Annotated in this window: 15 protein-coding genes; 4 read left to right on the top strand and 11 right to left on the bottom strand. The window is 63.7% G+C overall.

Translation table 11 applies throughout. The annotated features are described in order from the left end of the window. Positions 1–58: 58 nt before the first annotated feature. From H618_RS0100910 to H618_RS0100860, 11 genes are all read right to left on the bottom strand, one after another. A complete protein-coding gene (locus tag H618_RS0100910) occupies positions 59–2,575 on the bottom strand; it encodes a TonB-dependent siderophore receptor (RefSeq protein ID WP_028693264.1) in 2,517 nt (838 codons plus the stop codon). A 76-nt stretch (positions 2,576–2,651) separates the two neighbouring features. Next, complete coding sequence (locus tag H618_RS0100905) at positions 2,652–3,641, bottom strand: FecR domain-containing protein (RefSeq protein ID WP_028693263.1); 990 nt, start codon at positions 3,639–3,641, stop codon at positions 2,652–2,654. Then, a complete protein-coding gene (locus tag H618_RS0100900) occupies positions 3,638–4,138 on the bottom strand; it encodes a sigma-70 family RNA polymerase sigma factor (protein ID WP_028693262.1) in 501 nt (166 codons plus the stop codon). Before H618_RS0100900 ends, H618_RS0100905 begins: the two co-directional genes overlap by 4 nt. Positions 4,139–4,410: 272 nt before the next feature. Beyond that, positions 4,411–4,626 carry a TOBE domain-containing protein gene (locus H618_RS0100895; protein WP_027595183.1) on the bottom strand — a complete coding sequence of 72 codons (216 nt, stop codon included), beginning with the start codon at positions 4,624–4,626 and terminating at the stop codon, positions 4,411–4,413. Positions 4,627–4,675: 49 nt separating this feature from the next. Next, positions 4,676–5,488 (bottom strand): aliphatic sulfonates ABC transporter ATP-binding protein, encoded by an 813-nt coding sequence (gene ssuB, locus H618_RS0100890; RefSeq protein WP_028693261.1) that lies wholly within the window; start codon positions 5,486–5,488, stop codon positions 4,676–4,678. Then, entirely contained in the window at positions 5,485–6,282 is a 798-nt protein-coding gene (gene ssuC, locus H618_RS0100885) for an aliphatic sulfonate ABC transporter permease SsuC (RefSeq protein WP_028693260.1), read from the bottom strand. The genes ssuB and ssuC overlap by 4 nt, the downstream gene beginning before the upstream one ends. Positions 6,283–6,291: 9 nt before the next feature. Next, a complete protein-coding gene (gene ssuD / locus H618_RS0100880) occupies positions 6,292–7,440 on the bottom strand; it encodes an FMNH2-dependent alkanesulfonate monooxygenase (RefSeq protein WP_028693259.1) in 1,149 nt (382 codons plus the stop codon). Between the two features lie 57 nt (positions 7,441–7,497). Continuing rightward, complete coding sequence (locus H618_RS0100875) at positions 7,498–8,463, bottom strand: sulfonate ABC transporter substrate-binding protein (RefSeq protein WP_028693258.1); 966 nt, start codon at positions 8,461–8,463, stop codon at positions 7,498–7,500. Positions 8,464–8,554: 91 nt separating this feature from the next. After that, positions 8,555–9,148, bottom strand: coding sequence for an NADPH-dependent FMN reductase (ssuE, locus tag H618_RS0100870; protein WP_028693257.1), 594 nt, complete (start codon positions 9,146–9,148; stop codon positions 8,555–8,557). Positions 9,149–9,344: 196 nt separating this feature from the next. Next, positions 9,345–9,983 (bottom strand): peroxiredoxin, encoded by a 639-nt coding sequence (locus H618_RS0100865; protein WP_028693256.1) that lies wholly within the window; start codon positions 9,981–9,983, stop codon positions 9,345–9,347. Positions 9,984–10,190: 207 nt separating this feature from the next. Then, on the bottom strand, positions 10,191–11,507 hold the full coding sequence (locus H618_RS0100860; protein WP_028693255.1) for an OprD family outer membrane porin: 1,317 nt from the start codon (positions 11,505–11,507) through the stop codon (positions 10,191–10,193). A gap of 461 nt (positions 11,508–11,968) precedes the next feature. On the opposite strand from H618_RS0100860, the gene tauA reads away from it, so the two are divergent. Genes tauA through tauD form a run of 4 tightly spaced genes read left to right on the top strand, consistent with a single transcriptional unit; the run spans position 11,969 to position 15,456 of the window. Further along, positions 11,969–12,940, top strand: a complete 972-nt coding sequence (tauA, locus tag H618_RS0100855; protein WP_028693254.1) for a taurine ABC transporter substrate-binding protein — start codon at positions 11,969–11,971, stop codon at positions 12,938–12,940. A 23-nt stretch (positions 12,941–12,963) separates the two neighbouring features. Next, positions 12,964–13,755 (top strand): taurine ABC transporter ATP-binding subunit, encoded by a 792-nt coding sequence (gene tauB, locus H618_RS0100850; RefSeq protein WP_028693253.1) that lies wholly within the window; start codon positions 12,964–12,966, stop codon positions 13,753–13,755. After that, complete coding sequence (tauC, locus tag H618_RS0100845; RefSeq protein ID WP_028693252.1) at positions 13,752–14,591, top strand: taurine ABC transporter permease TauC; 840 nt, start codon at positions 13,752–13,754, stop codon at positions 14,589–14,591. The genes tauB and tauC overlap by 4 nt, the downstream gene beginning before the upstream one ends. Positions 14,592–14,622: 31 nt before the next feature. Then, on the top strand, positions 14,623–15,456 hold the full coding sequence (tauD, locus tag H618_RS0100840; protein WP_028693251.1) for a taurine dioxygenase: 834 nt from the start codon (positions 14,623–14,625) through the stop codon (positions 15,454–15,456). Positions 15,457–15,461 lie beyond the last annotated feature (5 nt).

Here is a 15,461-nt window from a genome sequence, read left to right as displayed (position 1 = left end):
AGGGTCCGCGGCCTTGTAGGAGCGGCGTCAGCCGCGAATGCTCCTTGGGTTGCGCCCTTCAGAACTGATAACTCACCGTCGCATTCACGTTGCGCTCTTCACCCATGTAGCAAAAGCTCAGGCTCGCACACGACGCTACATAGGATTCGTTGGTCAGGTTGTTGGCATTGAGCCGCACATCCACGCCCTTAAGCCCCACCTTGCCCAGGTCATAGCCCACCGAGGCGTCGAACAGCGTGTAAGACGGCACCTTCATGGTGTTCTCGGCGTCGGCCCAGCTATACCCGACGTAACGCACCCCGCCACCTACCCGCAGGCCGTCCAGCGCACCGCTGTTGAACGCGTAGTCGCCCCACAACGACGCCATGTGCTTGGGCGCCTGAGTCGGTGAGTTGCCTTTGTTGTCGATGACATTGCCTGGCGTGCTCAAGGTGCTCGGCATCGTCTTCGAGTATTCGATGTCGGTCAGGGTGTAGCTGCCCAGCAACTTGAAGTTGTCGGTCAGTTGCAGGTGCGCTTCGAGCTCAAGACCCTGCGAGCGCACCGCGCCGACGGGCCGGTAGAAGTTCTCCTGCGGCAGCTTGGAGGCGAGGTTTTCCTGCTCGATATGGAACACCGAGGCGGTGAACAGATTGTCCGTGCCCGGCGGCTGGTACTTGATGCCAGCCTCCCACTGGGTGCCGTCGGTGGGCGCCAGCGGGTTGCCGGCGCTGTCGGAATAGGAGTTGGGGTTGAACGATTGCGAATAGCTCAGGTACGGCGCAATGCCGTTTTCGAACAGATACAGCACGCCGGCACGGCCGGTGGTCTTGGTGCGCTTGTCTTCGATCTCGGTGCCTAGTGGGCGCGCGGCCTCGGCGATGCGGTTCTCGTCCGAGGTGGTGACCCAGTCGTGGCGCAGGCCCAGCGAGAAGCGCCATTGATCCCACTCGATCAAGTCCTGGGCATAGACCCCGGTTTGCTCCAGGCGCCGCAGGTAGCTGGTGGGGCTGTAGTAGTCGATCGCGTCGTTGCCATAGGCAGGCTCGAACGCATCGAGCGGGGCCACGGCGCCGCTGGTCCAGTCGACCACGGTCTTGCGCCGCTGGTAATCGGCGCCCAGCAGCAACGTGTGCTTGGCGCTGCCGGTGAAGACGTCGGCTTGCAGCATGTTGTCGATGATGAAGGCATGCAGGCGCTCGTCGCCGCCGGTGTAGTAGCGGTTCAGCTCGTTGCTGGTCGGGGTGGTCCAGCCGTAGCTGTAGATCTGGTCGATCTTGACCTTCGAGTCCTGGTAACGGAAGTTCTGCCGCGCCGTGAAGACATCATTGAAGCGATGCTCGAACTGATAGCTGAACGACTTCTGATCACGGCTATAGCCGTCGACATTCGGCTCGCCGTCGAAGAAATGCTCGGAAATCCGTCGGCCGTTGCGCTTGTGCAGGGCGCCATCTGCCGGCACGCCGCCGTGATAGCCGCCTTCTGGATCGTGCTGCAGGTAGGCCTGAAGGGTAAGCGAGGTGTCCTCGGAAAAGTCGATGCTGACCGTCGGCGAAATCGCGTAGCGCTTTTCTTCGGCATGGTCGAATTGCGTGTCGGATTTGTCGGCAAGGCCGATCAACCGGTAAGCGATGCGTTCGTCGTCATCGACCGGCCCGCTGAAATCGAAGGCCACGCCACGTTGGCCCTGGGTGCCGACGGTGGCCTGGATCTGGTGGTAGGGGGTGTACAGCGGCTTCTTGCTGGTCAGCGCCACCAGGCCACCGGGAGAACTACGGCCGTAGAGCACCGATGAAGGGCCTTTGAGAATATCCACGCGCTCGAGGAAGTACGGGTCGACCTGCATGGTGCTGAAGGTGCCGCTGTCGCCCATCGACTTCAGGCCGTCGAGGTAGATGTTATCCACCGCGCCGTCATTGAAGCCGCGCATGGCGACGTAGTCGTAGCGGTGGGTGGCGCCATAGGGGTTGGTCAGCACACCAGGGGTGTAGCGCATGGCCTGGGCGACGGTCTGCGCGCCCTGATCATCCATCTGCTGACGGGTCACCACCGACACCGACTGCGAGGTTTCCAGCAATGCGGTGCTGGTCTTGGTCGCGATCTGGCTGTGCGACGCGTTGTAGCCCTCGGTGCTGCCCAGCGCATTGCCCAAGGTGAAGCTGCGGATGTCGGTCGCAGACAACGACAGCGCCTCGGTTTCGGCGCTGCGCACCACGTAACTGCCGCTGTCGGTGGCCACCGCCTGCAAACCACTGGCTCCGAGCAGCATCGCCAAACCTTGCTCGACCGAGTATTGGCCCTGCAAACCGGCAGACTGCACGCCGGCCGTTTGCTGGGGCGTGACCGACAGGGTGATGCCGGCTTGGCGGGCAAACTGGTTCAGCGCCTGATCCAAGGGGGCTGGCGCAATTGCATAGGCGCGGGTGCTGGCGGCCACCGCTGCGGTTTCCTCGGCCAGGCTCAGCATGGGTAAAGCGGTGATGCCCAACGCAGTGGTCAAGGTCGCGAGCCTGATCGCGCTGCCTAGCCGGGTGCGTGGTGCACGAACGCAAGCGACGGACGAATGCGCGTGAGAAGGGGTCAGTTGCCGGGTCATCGGGGGTTCCATGAAAGACGGGATCGAGGTGGGAATTGCTCTATAGCCGGACCACCTGGGAAAACCCGCCAAAAAATCACGCGTGCCGGCGCAAGGTCACCCACCAACGTGTGCGGTACTCGACCCGCACGGGCAAGGTCTGCGGCAGAACGGCCAGCAGTTTGTCGGTGTCTTGCAGACGAAACACGCCCGACAACCGCAAGTCGGCGATATCGTCGGCGCACACCACACGCCCCCTGCGATAACGCGCCACTTCCGCGAGGAAGTCGTGCAGGCGCATGCCGCGGGTGACGATCAGCCCGTCGATCCATGCACTGGCGTCCATGTCCGGGTCAGCCACCAGGTGTGCCTGGTTGGCGCTTACCCGGTAGTCCTGGCCGGGGCGCGCCTGCACCGGGCGCCCATTCAAAGGACGCACCAGCACCTCACCGGTGATTACGCTCAGGCGGGTCTGAAGCTCGTCGCGACGCACCACGAAGCGCCCGGCCAAGGTTTCGAACACGCCATGGTCGCTATGAACCTGCAGAACCGGCCGGCCCTCGGTCGGGTGCGAAGTGGCGGTATCGAGCAGAATTTCCCCACGGGTGAGGATGATCGAGCGGCGACGCTCGTCGACATCGTGCTGCACCGCGCTGTCGGTGTTCAGTTGCAGCGACGTGCCATCGGCCAGGTGGAAAGTGCTGCGCTGCGCAATGCCGGTGGCGTAGTCGGCGCGCCACTGCTGCAAGGGTGCCAAGTCACGGGCGAACCAGCCGGCGCAGCCCAGTACCGCCACGCCCGAGAGCAGCTTCAAGGCTTGGCGCCGCTGCAATCGTTGCTGGCTCTGCTCCAGCGCTTCGATCGCAACGCCGGTGGCGGGCAGCGCCGCGAACTGCTCACTCAATTCGCCGCTCAACGCCTGCACCCGTTGCCAGGCACGCTCATGCTCGGCGGCCAGGCCTCGCCAGCGCTGGCATTGCTCGTACAGGCGTGAATCACGTGGATGCACCTGCAAGCGCAACGACCATTCGATCGCTTGCCGGACCACCGCCTCGCAAGGCGGCTGCAGCGCCTGTGCGCGGCTCACGCGCCGTATCGCAACAGGTAGCAGTGGTACAGCGCATCGGCCACGTAGCGCTCGACCGAGCGCAGCGAAATGCCCATGCGCGCAGCGACCTGCGGGTGGCTCAAGCCCTCGCATTGCGCCAGCAGAAAGGCCTGGCGGACCTTGGGTTTCAAGCCATCGAGCATGCGCGCGATGCGCTCAAGCAGTTCGAACACCAACTCGCGGGATTCAGGTGAGGGCGATTCCAGATCAGGACGCTGGGCCAGCGCTTCCAGATAGGCACGCTCGATTTCGCCACGCCGCCAGTGATCGATGACCAGGCCCTTGGCCACCGTGCGCAGAAACGCCCGCGGGGTTTTCAGCTCGAGCCGCTCGCGGCGGTTGAGCAGGCGAACGAAGGTTTCCTGAACCAGATCGGCCGCGTCCGCGGCATTGCCCAGCCTGCCGTGCAACCAAGCGTGCAGCCAACGATGATGGTCGAGGTAGAGCGTAGTCACGCCCTGGTTGTGAGAAGGCATAGAGCGCGTCCGGACGCAGCGTAAATGATAACCGGTCGCATTGTGGGCAAGTGGTGGGGGATTTGCAATTGGGCTGGGGGCGGAAGTGTCGAGGCAGGAAGCAATAGCTCTCAGACGAATGTCGTCGCTGTGCTACACGCCTGCCTGTCTTCTGCAACACCCGCGCGAATAGCTATACGCCCGCCCCAGGACAACCCCCAGCCACGCAATCACCCTCCACGTGACTGAACATCTTCCTGCAGCGGACGTCGCGCACGATGCTCTGCCAGTTGTCACAGCTTAGCGATCGACACCTCGGTCGATTTCACGAAGGCAATCACTTCGCTGCCTACCTGCAACTCCAGCTCGCGCACCGAGCGGGTGGTGATGACTGAGGTGACGACGCCGGAGGCGGTCTGCACGTCGATTTCCGACAACACCGGGCCTTCGAGGATTTCTTTCACGGTGCCTTTGAACTGATTACGGACGTTGATCGCTTTGATGGTCATGGCTATTTCCTTCGAGAGTGGTTGGATGCGGTACTTCAGGGTTTCAGGGTTAGTGCGCCCAACGCAGTTGCGTCGGCAGGGGGGCTACGGGGTCGGGTTCGGGCTGGGCGCCCGGCACCGACATGACACGGTTGAGCACTTCGCTTTCCAGTGCCGCCAGGCGGTGTGAGCCGCGTGCGCGGGGCCGAGGCAGATCGACTTCAAGGTCCAGGCCGATTTCGCCGTCTTCGATGAGAATCACCCGGTCGGCCACCGCCACCGCTTCGCTGACATCGTGGGTCACCAGCAGCACGGTGAAACCGTGCTGGCGCCAGAGTCGCTCGATCAGCTGTTGCATCTCGATGCGGGTCAGCGCATCGAGCGCGCCAAGGGGTTCGTCGAGCAGCAGCAGGCGCGGTTTGTGGATCAGCGCACGGGCCAGCGCCACCCGCTGTTTCTGCCCGCCCGACAACGCTGCCGGCCACTCATTGGCGCGGTCGATCAGGCCGACCGCATCCAGCGCCTGCAACGCCTGTTCACGCCAGTTACCCGAAAGGCCCAGGCCGACGTTGTCGATGACCTTCTTCCACGGCAGCAGCCGGGCATCCTGGAACATCAGGCGGGTTTCCTCGCGGGCATCGGCCAGAGGCGCCGCGCCGGCCAGCAACTGCCCCTGGCTGGGCAGGTCGAGGCCGGCCAGCAGGCGCAGCAAGGTGCTCTTGCCGCAGCCACTACGCCCGACGATGGCGACGAACTGCCCGGCCGGAATGTGCAGGTCGATGCCGCGCAGCACCTCGCGCTTGCCGAAGGTCTTGCGCAGGTCGCGGGTCGCCAGCGGGATGCCGCGCAGCAGGTGCGGGGGTTGTTGCTTGAGCACAGTCATGCGCCCTCCTTCTTCGCCACTTGGTAGGCCGGGTGCCAGCGCAGCCAGGCGCGTTCCAGCCCCCGTGCGGCCAGGTCGGCCAGTTTGCCGAGCACCGCGTACAGCACGATTGCCAGCACTACCACGTCGGTTTGCAGAAATTCCCGGGCGTTCATCGCCAGGTAGCCAATGCCGGCATTGGCGGAAATGGTTTCGGCGACGATCAGGGTCAGCCACATGAAGCCCAGGGCGAAGCGCACACCGACCAGAATCGACGGCAGTGCGCCGGGCAGGATCACCTGGCGGAACAGGGCGAAGCCCGACAGGCCGTAGCTGCGTGCCATCTCCACCAGCGCCGGGTCGACGTTGCGGATGCCGTGGTAGGTGTTCAGGTAGATCGGGAACAAGGTGCCCAGGGCGACCAGGAAAATCTTCGCCGACTCATCGATGCCGAACCACAAAATCACCAGCGGAATCAGCGCCAGGTGCGGCACGTTGCGGATCATCTGCACGGAGCTGTCGAGCAGGCGCTCGCCCCAGTTCGACAGCCCGGTGATGAAGCCCAGGACCAGGCCGATGCTGCCGCCGATGGCGAAGCCCAGACCTGCGCGCCAGCCGCTGATCGCCAGGTGCGTCCAGATTTCGCCACTGCGCACCAGCTCGACGCCGGCACTGATGACCGCGCTGGGTGCCGGCAGAATGCGCGTGGACAGCCAGCCGGCGCTGACCGCCAGTTGCCACAGTGCCAGCAGCAGAACTGGCAAGGCCCAGGGCGCCAGGCGCTTGGCCAGGGTGTTGGATGATGTCGTGCTCATGATCGCCCCTCAGCTCTGCGACGCGGCTTTGGGCAGGATATCGTTGGCCACCATCTCGCCGAACGGGCTCACATAACCGCAGCTTGTAGGCTGCTCGGGGCGCTGCACGTCCAAGTGCGGGAACAGCAGTTCAGCCACCCGGTAGGATTCTTCCAGGTGCGGGTAGCCGGAGAAGATGAAGGTGTCGATGCCCAGCGCTGCGTATTCCTTGACCCGCGCCGCCACGGTCGGACCATCGCCGACCAGCGCGGTACCGGCGCCACCGCGTACCAGGCCTACCCCGGCCCACAGATTGGGGCTGACTTCGAGCTGGTCACGCTTGCCGCCATGCAGGGCGGCCATGCGCTGTTGCCCAACGGAATCGAAACGCGCCAGCGAGGCCTGGGCGCGGGCGATGGTGTCGTCGTCGAGGTGCGAAATCAGCCGGTCAGCGGCAGCCCAGGCTTCTTCGTTGGTCTCGCGTACGATCACGTGCAGACGAATACCGAAGCGCACTTCCCTGCCCTGCGCGGCAGCTTTCTCACGCACTGCGGCGATTTTCTCGGCAACCGCTGCTGGTGGCTCGCCCCAGGTCAGGTACAGCTCGACCTGCTCGGCGGCCAAATCCTGCGCCGCTTCCGAGGAGCCGCCGAAATACAGCGGCGGACGAGGCTGCTGCACCGGGGGATAGAGCAGCTTGGCGCCCTTGACCTGCAAATGCTTGCCGTCGTAGTCGACCGTTTCGCCCTCCAGCACCTTGCGCCAGATGCGGGTGAATTCCACCGAGGCTTCGTAGCGCTCCTGGTGGTTCAGGTGCAGGCCGTCGCCGGCCAGTTCGTCGGGGTCACCGCCGGTGACCAGGTTGAACAGTGCGCGGCCATTGGACAGGCGGTCCAACGTCGCGGCCTGACGCGCCGCGACGGTCGGGGAAATGATCCCCGGGCGCAGCGCGACAAGAAACTTCAGCCGCTCGGTGACCGGAATCAGCGAGGCGGCCACCAGCCAGGAGTCCTCGCAGGAGCGTCCGGTGGGTATCAGTACCCCGCCAAAGCCAAGGCGGTCGGCAGCCTGGGCGATCTGTTGCAGGTAGCCATGGTCGACCGCCCGAGCGCCTTCGGCGGTGCCGAGGTACTTGCCATCGCCGTGGGTGGGAAGGAACCAGAAAATGTTCAGGCTCATTGGAGTTGTCTCCTCAAGGGTTGCAGCGCCGGCACCGAGCCGCCGCTGGCGAATCGGTCAAGGCGCGCTGGCGACCTTGGCAGGTGGGGTCCAGATCACGTCCTTGATGCTCAAGGGCTTGGGAATCAACTTGAGCACCTGGAAGGTGTCGGCGATCTTCTGCTGCGCGGCGACCACCTCTGGGGTGAGCGGCGCGGCGCCATAGCCCTGGCGCTTGACCGAGGTCAGCGTGATGTCGGCGGGCAGCCCGAGCAGCGGCGCGACCTGGTCGGTGACCTGCTGCGGATTGGCCTTGGACCACTCGCCCACGGTGCGCACTTCTTCGATCAGGGCGCTGATCACTGCAGGGTGCTGGGTGGCGTAATTGCGGGTGGCCAGATAGAACTGATGGTTGTCGACCAGGTTTTCGCCGTCGCGCAGGGTGCGCGCCTGCAACTGCTGCTCGGCAGCGGCCTGGTACGGGTCCCAGATCACCCAGGCATCGACGCTGCCGCGCTCGAAGGCGGCGCGCGCATCGGAAGGCGGCAGGTAGACCGGTTGAATGTCGCTGTATTGCAGGCCGGCGTCTTGCAGTGCACGCACCAGCAGGTAATGCACGTTGGAGCCTTTGTTCAGGGCGACTTTCTTGCCCTTGAGGTCTTTCACCGCCTGGATGTCCGAGCCTTTCGGCACCAGGATCGCCTCGCTATGCGGCGCAGGCGGCTCGTAGGCGACATACAGCAGGTCGGCGCCGGCGGCCTGGGCGAACACCGGTGGGGTTTCGCCGGTGACGCCGAAGTCGATCGAGCCAACGTTCAGCCCTTCGAGCAACTGCGGGCCACCGGGGAATTCGGTCCATTGCACCTTGATGCCCTGCTCGGCCAGCCGTTTTTCCAGCGAGCCTTTGGCCTTGAGCAGCACCAGCGTGCCGTATTTCTGATAGCCGATGCGCAGGGTTTCAGCCTGGGCCTGGGTGATGACGCCGAAGGACACGGCCGCCGCAAACAGGGCGACCAGACCACGACGCAAGAAGACTGTGCGCATAGCGCTCTCCTGTACGAATGAGGTTCGGGTTGCACCTGCTTGCCCGTTGGCGGGCCAGTAAGGTGGAAAAGCATTACCGCGGTGAAACCGATCAGATACTCCAGCGAGCGCTGATCAGCCGTTCGTTGAGCACCCCTGGCGCCACTGCCTGCGGGCGACGGGCCAGGGCCAGGTGAAACGTCTGCAGCGAGTCGAGCAAGCGTTCGTGCAGTGCCGGGGCCAACTGCGCCGGGGTGTTGCCTTGGGCATAGCTGATCTGGCTGTCGTCGGCGAAGATCCCGTGCAGGGTCTCTTGCGCCTTCAGCGCAGCCAGTACCGGCTTGAGTGCATAGTCCACGGCCAGCATGTGGGCGATGCTGCCGCCGGTGGCGATCGGCAGCACGATGCGGTGTTCCAGAGCCCGTTCAGGCAGCAGGTCGAGCAAGGTCTTCAGCGCCCCGGAAAACGACGCCTTGTACACCGGGGTGGCAACGATCAGCCCATCGGCCTGGGCCACCAGGTCCTGGAAGTGCTTGACCTGGGGGCTGTCGAAGCGCGCGTGGAGCAGGTCTTCGGCGGCAAAGTCACGCACCTGGAAACTCACCACTTCCACGCCACGCTCCTGCAGCCACTGCCGCGAATGATCGAGCAACACGCCTGAGCGCGAACGAGGACTGGGGCTTCCACCGATTGAGACGACCAGCATCACGACGTTTCCTTGTGTTCAGTTGGGGTGACGTTACCAGCACTTACATATAGCTAGAAATCATATTTTTTCATTTGCTTATTCCATTATTAATTAATGGGAGCGGCGTCTCCGCGACCTATCGGCAAGGCAAAAAAAAGGCCGTCGAAACGGCCCGAAAATCCCTGCTAGGTAAGAGCGTGGCAATGAATGAGAGTCAGCGATTGGGTTGCGGAGTCAGGCGCAGGTACGGCTTCACGGCGCGGTAGCCTTTGGGGAAGCGCCGTTTGATCTCGTCTTCGTCCTTGAGCGACGGCACGATCACCACATCATCGCCGTCCTGCCAGTTGCCAGGCGTTGCCACCTTGTGGCTGTCGGTCAGTTGCAGCGAGTCGATCACCCGCAGAATCTCGTTGAAGTTGCGCCCTGTGCTGGCCGGGTAGGTGATGGTCAGGCGCACCTTCTTGTGCGGGTCGATGACGAACAGTGAGCGCACCGTGAGGGTGTCGCTGGCGTTGGGGTGGATCAGGTCGTAGAGGTCGGAGACCTTGCGGTCGGCGTCGGCGATGATGGGGAAATTCACCACGGTGTTCTGGGTTTCGTTGATGTCGTCAATCCAGCGGTGATGGGATTCGACCGGGTCGACCGACAGCGCGATGGCCTTGACCCCGCGCTGGGCGAATTCGTCCTTGAGCTTGGCGGTCAGCCCCAGTTCGGTGGTGCACACCGGGGTGAAGTCGGCTGGGTGGGAAAACAACACCCCCCAGCTGTCACCCAGCCACTGGTGAAAGCGCAGCGTACCGACGCTGGAGTCCTGTTCGAAATCGGGGGCGATATCGCCAAGTTTGAGGCTCATGGGGTGCGGCTCCTATGCTGAGTCAGGCCTGATGTCAGCAATGTGCCTGTGCCACCGATAATTTAAAAAGAATAAATATCGATTTATTTATATGTTTTCGGAATATTAAATTCGGAACACAAAAAACCCTGCCGCAAGGGACAGGGTTTTCAGGTTTAGGGCCTCGAGCGCGATATCGACTCGCGAAAGCCCCGCTCCAGCTACGCCTTACAGGAAGTTGTAGGTGTAGTTGAAGATCAGACGGGTCTGATCCTGGTCAGCCAGCGAGCTGGTGCCCGACCCACGGTACACGCCATGACGCAGGCTGGTGCCCAGGCCTTTGAGCGGGCCTTCCTGGATCACGTAGTCGATGCGCGCATCGCGCTCCCACTCGTTGAAGGTACCGTTGCCGTTGGCGTTCTTGCCGTCTTCACCGCGCAGGTACGATACCGACGCCTTCAGGCCCGGTACGCCGAGGCTGGCGAAGTCGTACGAGTACTGACCGAAGGTGGTGTTTTCACCGGCCTTGGCGAACTGGTTGAGCATGCTGTCGGTGAACAGGTAGAAGCTTGCGCCCGCTGCACCTTCGTTGACCAGGCTGCCCTGGTTCAGCCAGACGAAACCACCGTCATCGCTGACGCGCTGGTGGCCGACCAACAGGGCATGACTGCCGAGGGTGTAGGTGAACATGGCCGACCAGGTCTTGTTGTCGACCTTGCCTGGGTTCTTGGCGTAGCCGCCGTTGTTGTTGAAGCGGTAGCCGGCTTCACCGTTCTTGCCGTCGCTGCTGCTGTCGAAGAAGCGCAGGTCGGTCTTGAACGACTGATCCTTGTCGATCTGGAACAGGTGGGTCGCGCCCAGGAAGTGCTGTTTGTAGAAGTCTTCCAGGTTCGAGTAGTAGTACTGCAGGGTCAGGTCTTTGGTGAGCTTGTAGTCCAGACCACCGTAGCGGAACTTGTTGCTTTCCTCGGTACCACCGGCAACCGACAGGCCAGTACGGTTGCTCGACGCACGGCCCATGGCGTGGGTCAGCTGACCGGCGTTGATGGTCAGGTTGTCGATTTCCTTCGACTGGATGGTGCCGCCTTCGAAGGTCTGTGGCAGCAGACGACCGTCGTTGGAAACCAGGATCGGCAGGTTCGGCGCCAACGCGCTACCGAAGTGCGCTTCGGTCTTGGAGAAGCGTGCCTTGGCGTTGGCGCCCAGACGTGCCCACTGGTTGGCAGAGCCATCACCATCGTTGGGGAAGAAGCCCGACTTGTGATAGCCGCGGCCGCCATCGAGGTGAATACCCCACAGGGCCTGGGCGTCTACACCAAAGCCTACGGTGCCTTGGGTGAAGCCGGAAATGTAGTCGAGCTTGAAGCCTTGACCCGATTCGCGCTGGTCAGGGCGCGGGTCGCTGTGGACTTCACGGTTATTGTTGTCGAAGTACATGGTGCGCGAGCTGAGCGACAGCTTGCTGTCTTCAACGAAACCGGCAGCTGCTGCTTGTTGGGCGAAAACCCCCAGTGCCACGGCCAGAGCCAGGCTGGACTTGTACATGATGTGCTCCTCTACGTTCTAATTTTTGTGCGTCTGCAGTGGCCTGGTCTGGTGCCGTGCTCACCGTGGATTGGCGATTAGCGCCAAAGCGTCATCGCGAAGTCAATCGTTACAGTTCGTTTCGCGACTTTGGTCTAATACGCGAATCGGGCTACAGAATAATGACAATCTGATAAATCAAGAATGATTGTTTTCTAAATTTGTAAGATTTTTGCGGAATAACCTTGAGCTTTTTGAAGCTAACAGGTCTAAGCGCACAGCTTTTTATTCCCGTACATCACACGCAACCCGCGCCGCACGGGCGGGTCCGGCTGATCTCCAAGCCGTGACGGCGAGCCAATACCAGCCGACCAACGGCGCTCGCCTAAGCTAATTCCTAAACGTTATTTATTTTTGTTTTTTTAGATCATTTAGCCTTCTCAGCATTCGCCCATCCCTGATCGTCTGCCGAGGAATGCTTCATGATCGTCCACGCTCCGTTGCGCCTGTTCGCCGCCATCGCCCTCGCCAGCGCCAGTTGGGCTGCCCAGGCCGCCGACCTGACCGTGGCCTACCAGACCACCGTCGACCCCGCTAAGGTGGCCCAGGCCGATGGCGCCTACGAGCAATCGAGCAAGGCCAGCATCGACTGGCGCAAGTTCGACAATGGCGCCGATGTGATCACCGCCGTGGCCTCGGGCGACGTCCAGATCGGGTATCTGGGCTCCAGCCCCCTGGCCGCGGCGGCCACCCGCAAGCTGCCGATCGAGACCTTCCTCATCGCCACCCAGATCGGCGCCGGTGAAGCCCTGGTGGCGCGCAACGGCATCGATACCCCACAAGACCTGATCGGCAAGAAAGTCGCCGTACCGTTCGTGTCCACCGGTCACTACAGCCTGCTGGCAGCACTCAAGCAGTGGAACATCGACCCGGCCAAGGTGCAGATTCTCAACCTCGCGCCGCCGGCGATCATCGCCGCCTGGAAGCGTGGCGACATCGACGCCACCTATGTCTGGGACCCGGCCCTGGGCGTTGCCAAGGAAACCGGCAAGGTGCTGATCACCTCGGGCGAGCTGGCCAGCGAAGGCGCGCCGACCTTCGATGCCTGGATCGTGCGCAAAGACTTCGCGGCCAAGCACCCGGAGGTGGTCAAGGCCTTCGCCAAAACCACCCTGGATGCCTACGCCGACTACCGCCACGACCCCAAGGCGTGGCTGGCCAAGGCCGACAACATCAGCAAGGTAGCGCGCCTGTCGGGGGCCAAACCCGCAGACATCCCGTTGCTGCTGCAAGGCAACGTCTATCCGCTGGCCGCCGATCAACGTACCGCCCTCGGCGCGCCGACCACCCAGGCGCTGACCGACACCGCCACCTTCCTCAAGGAGCAAGGCAAGGTCGAAGCGGTGCTGCCGGACTACGCGCCCTATGTCAGCGCCCAGTACATCCCCCAGTGATTCGCCATTGACCGGAGCCAGCCATGGCCTTGCTTGAACTGCAGCGCATCAGCGCACAGTACCCCGGCGCCGCCAGCCCGGTGCTGGCCGACATCGACCTGAGCCTGGGCCCACGCCAGTTGCTGGTGGCGCTGGGCCCCTCGGGCAGCGGCAAGACCTCGCTGCTCAACCTCATCGCCGGTTTCGTCGCCCCCAGCGCCGGACACATCACCCTCGATGGCGTGCCGATCAGCGGCCCGGGCGCCGAGCGCGGCGTGGTGTTTCAGGATGACGCGTTGCTGCCGTGGCAAACCGTGCTGGGCAACGTCGCCTTCGGCCTGGCCCTGGCCGGTGTGCCCAAGGCGGAACGCGAAGCCCGCGCACGCGAGATGCTGGCGCTGGTCGACCTCGCCGGTTTCGCCGAGCGGCGTATCTGGCAGTTGTCGGGTGGACAGAAACAGCGCGTGGGCCTGGCCCGGGCGCTGGCTGCCGAACCGCGGCTGCTGCTGATGGACGAGCCGTTCGGCGCCCTCGACGCCTTCACCCGCGAACAGATGCAGGAATTGCTACTGCGCGTCTGGCAACGCAGCGCCAAGCCGGTGTTGCTGATCACCCACGACATCGAAGAGGCGGTGTTCCTCGCCACCGACCTGGTGCTGCTGGCGCCTGACCCAGGACGCATCGTCGAACGCCTGCAACTGGACTTCGGCCACCGTTATGCGGCCGGCGAGTCGGCGCGGGCGATCAAGTCGGACCCAGCCTTCATCGCAACCCGCGAACATGTGCTGGCGCGGGTCTTCGAGCAACGCAAGAGCACGCGGCGGGAAACAGCATGAGCAGTCTGCCAGTGCCACTGCAGGCGCAATCCCAACCTGCCGCCGCGGCAGCGCGCCCACCACGGCGGGCCCTTTCGACCCGCTGGATCAGCACCCTGACCGTACTCACCTTGCTTGCCCTGTGGTGGCTGGTGACCGCAGCCGGCTGGGTCGAACCACTGTTTCTGCCCTCGCCCGGCGATATCGTGCGCAAGGCCGCGAGCCTGCTCAGCCAGGGCTACATGGACGCCAGCCTGTGGCAGCACCTGGGCGCGAGCCTGGGGCGGATCGGCGTGGCCTTGCTGGCGGCGGTGGTGACGGCCATTCCGCTGGGCATCGCCATCGGCTGCAATCGCGTGGCGCGGGGCATCTTCGACCCGTTGATCGAGTTCTACCGGCCGATCCCGCCGCTGGCGTACCTGCCGTTGATCGTGATCTGGTGCGGCATCGGCGAGCTGTCCAAGGTGCTGCTGATCTACCTGGCGATCTTCGCCCCGGTGGCCATCGCCACGGCCACTGCGGTGCGTACCGTCGATCCGGTCAAACTGCGCGCGGCGCAGTCGCTGGGCGCCAGTCGGACGCAGTTGATTGCCCACGTCATCGTGCCCAGCGCCTTGCCGGAGATGCTCACCGGCATCCGCATTGGCCTGGGCGTCGGCTGGTCGACCCTGGTGGCTGCCGAGTTGATCGCCGCCACCCGCGGCCTGGGCTTCATGGTGCAGTCCGCGGCGCAGTTTCTGGTCACCGATGTGGTGGTGCTGGGCATCGTGCTGATCGCGCTGATCGCCTTCGCCCTTGAGATGGGCCTGCGCGCCCTGCAACGCAAGCTGGTGCCGTGGCACGGCAAGAGCTACTGAACCCGCCTTTTTGCCGAACCCGGAGAGCGACATGAGCCTGACCGTTCAACCCCTTGGCCCCACCCTCGGCGCGCAGCTCAGCGGTATCGACCTGACCCGCCCGCTGGACGCCGCACATCGCGACGCCATCGAGCAGGCATTGCTCGAACACCACGTGCTGTTCTTCCGTGATCAGCCGATCAGCCCACAGCAGCAGGCGCACTTCGCCGCGCAGTTCGGCGACCTGCACATTCACCCGATCTACCCCAAGGTGGCCGATGTGCCGCAGGTGCTGGTGCTCGACACCGCGGTGACCGACGTGCGCGACAACGCCATCTGGCACACCGACGTGACCTTCCTGCCCACCCCGGCGCTGGGCGCGGTGCTCAGCGCCAAGCAGTTGCCGGCCTACGGCGGCGATACCCTGTGGGCCAGCGGTATCGCTGCCTTCGAGGCGCTGTCGGCGCCACTGCGCGGTCTGCTCGATGGCCTGACCGCCACCCATGATTTCACCCGCTCGTTCCCACTCGAGCGCTTCGGCAGCACCGCCGAAGACCTGGCGCGCTGGGAAGCCACGCGCCGTGAGCACCCGCCGCTGTCGCATCCGCTGGTGCGCACCCATCCGCAGAGCGGGCGCAAGGCACTGTTCGTCAATGAGGGGTTCACGACACGGATCAATGAGCTGGAAGCGCACGAGAGCGACGCCTTGCTCAAACTGCTGTTCGCCCATGCCACCCGCCCGGAGTTCAGCATCCGCTGGCGTTGGCAGGAGAATGACGTGGCGTTCTGGGACAACCGCGTGACCCAGCATTACGCGGTGGACGACTACCGTCCACAGCGGCGGGTGATGCACCGGGCGACGATTCTGGGGGATGTGCCGTTCTGAAGGCC

The sequence above is a fragment of the Pseudomonas cremoricolorata DSM 17059 = NBRC 16634 genome (assembly GCF_000425745.1).
GTDB lineage: Bacteria > Pseudomonadota > Gammaproteobacteria > Pseudomonadales > Pseudomonadaceae > Aquipseudomonas > Aquipseudomonas cremoricolorata.
The sequence above is the reverse complement of the archived record's forward strand: the minus strand, read 5'-3'. Positions and strand labels throughout refer to the sequence as shown.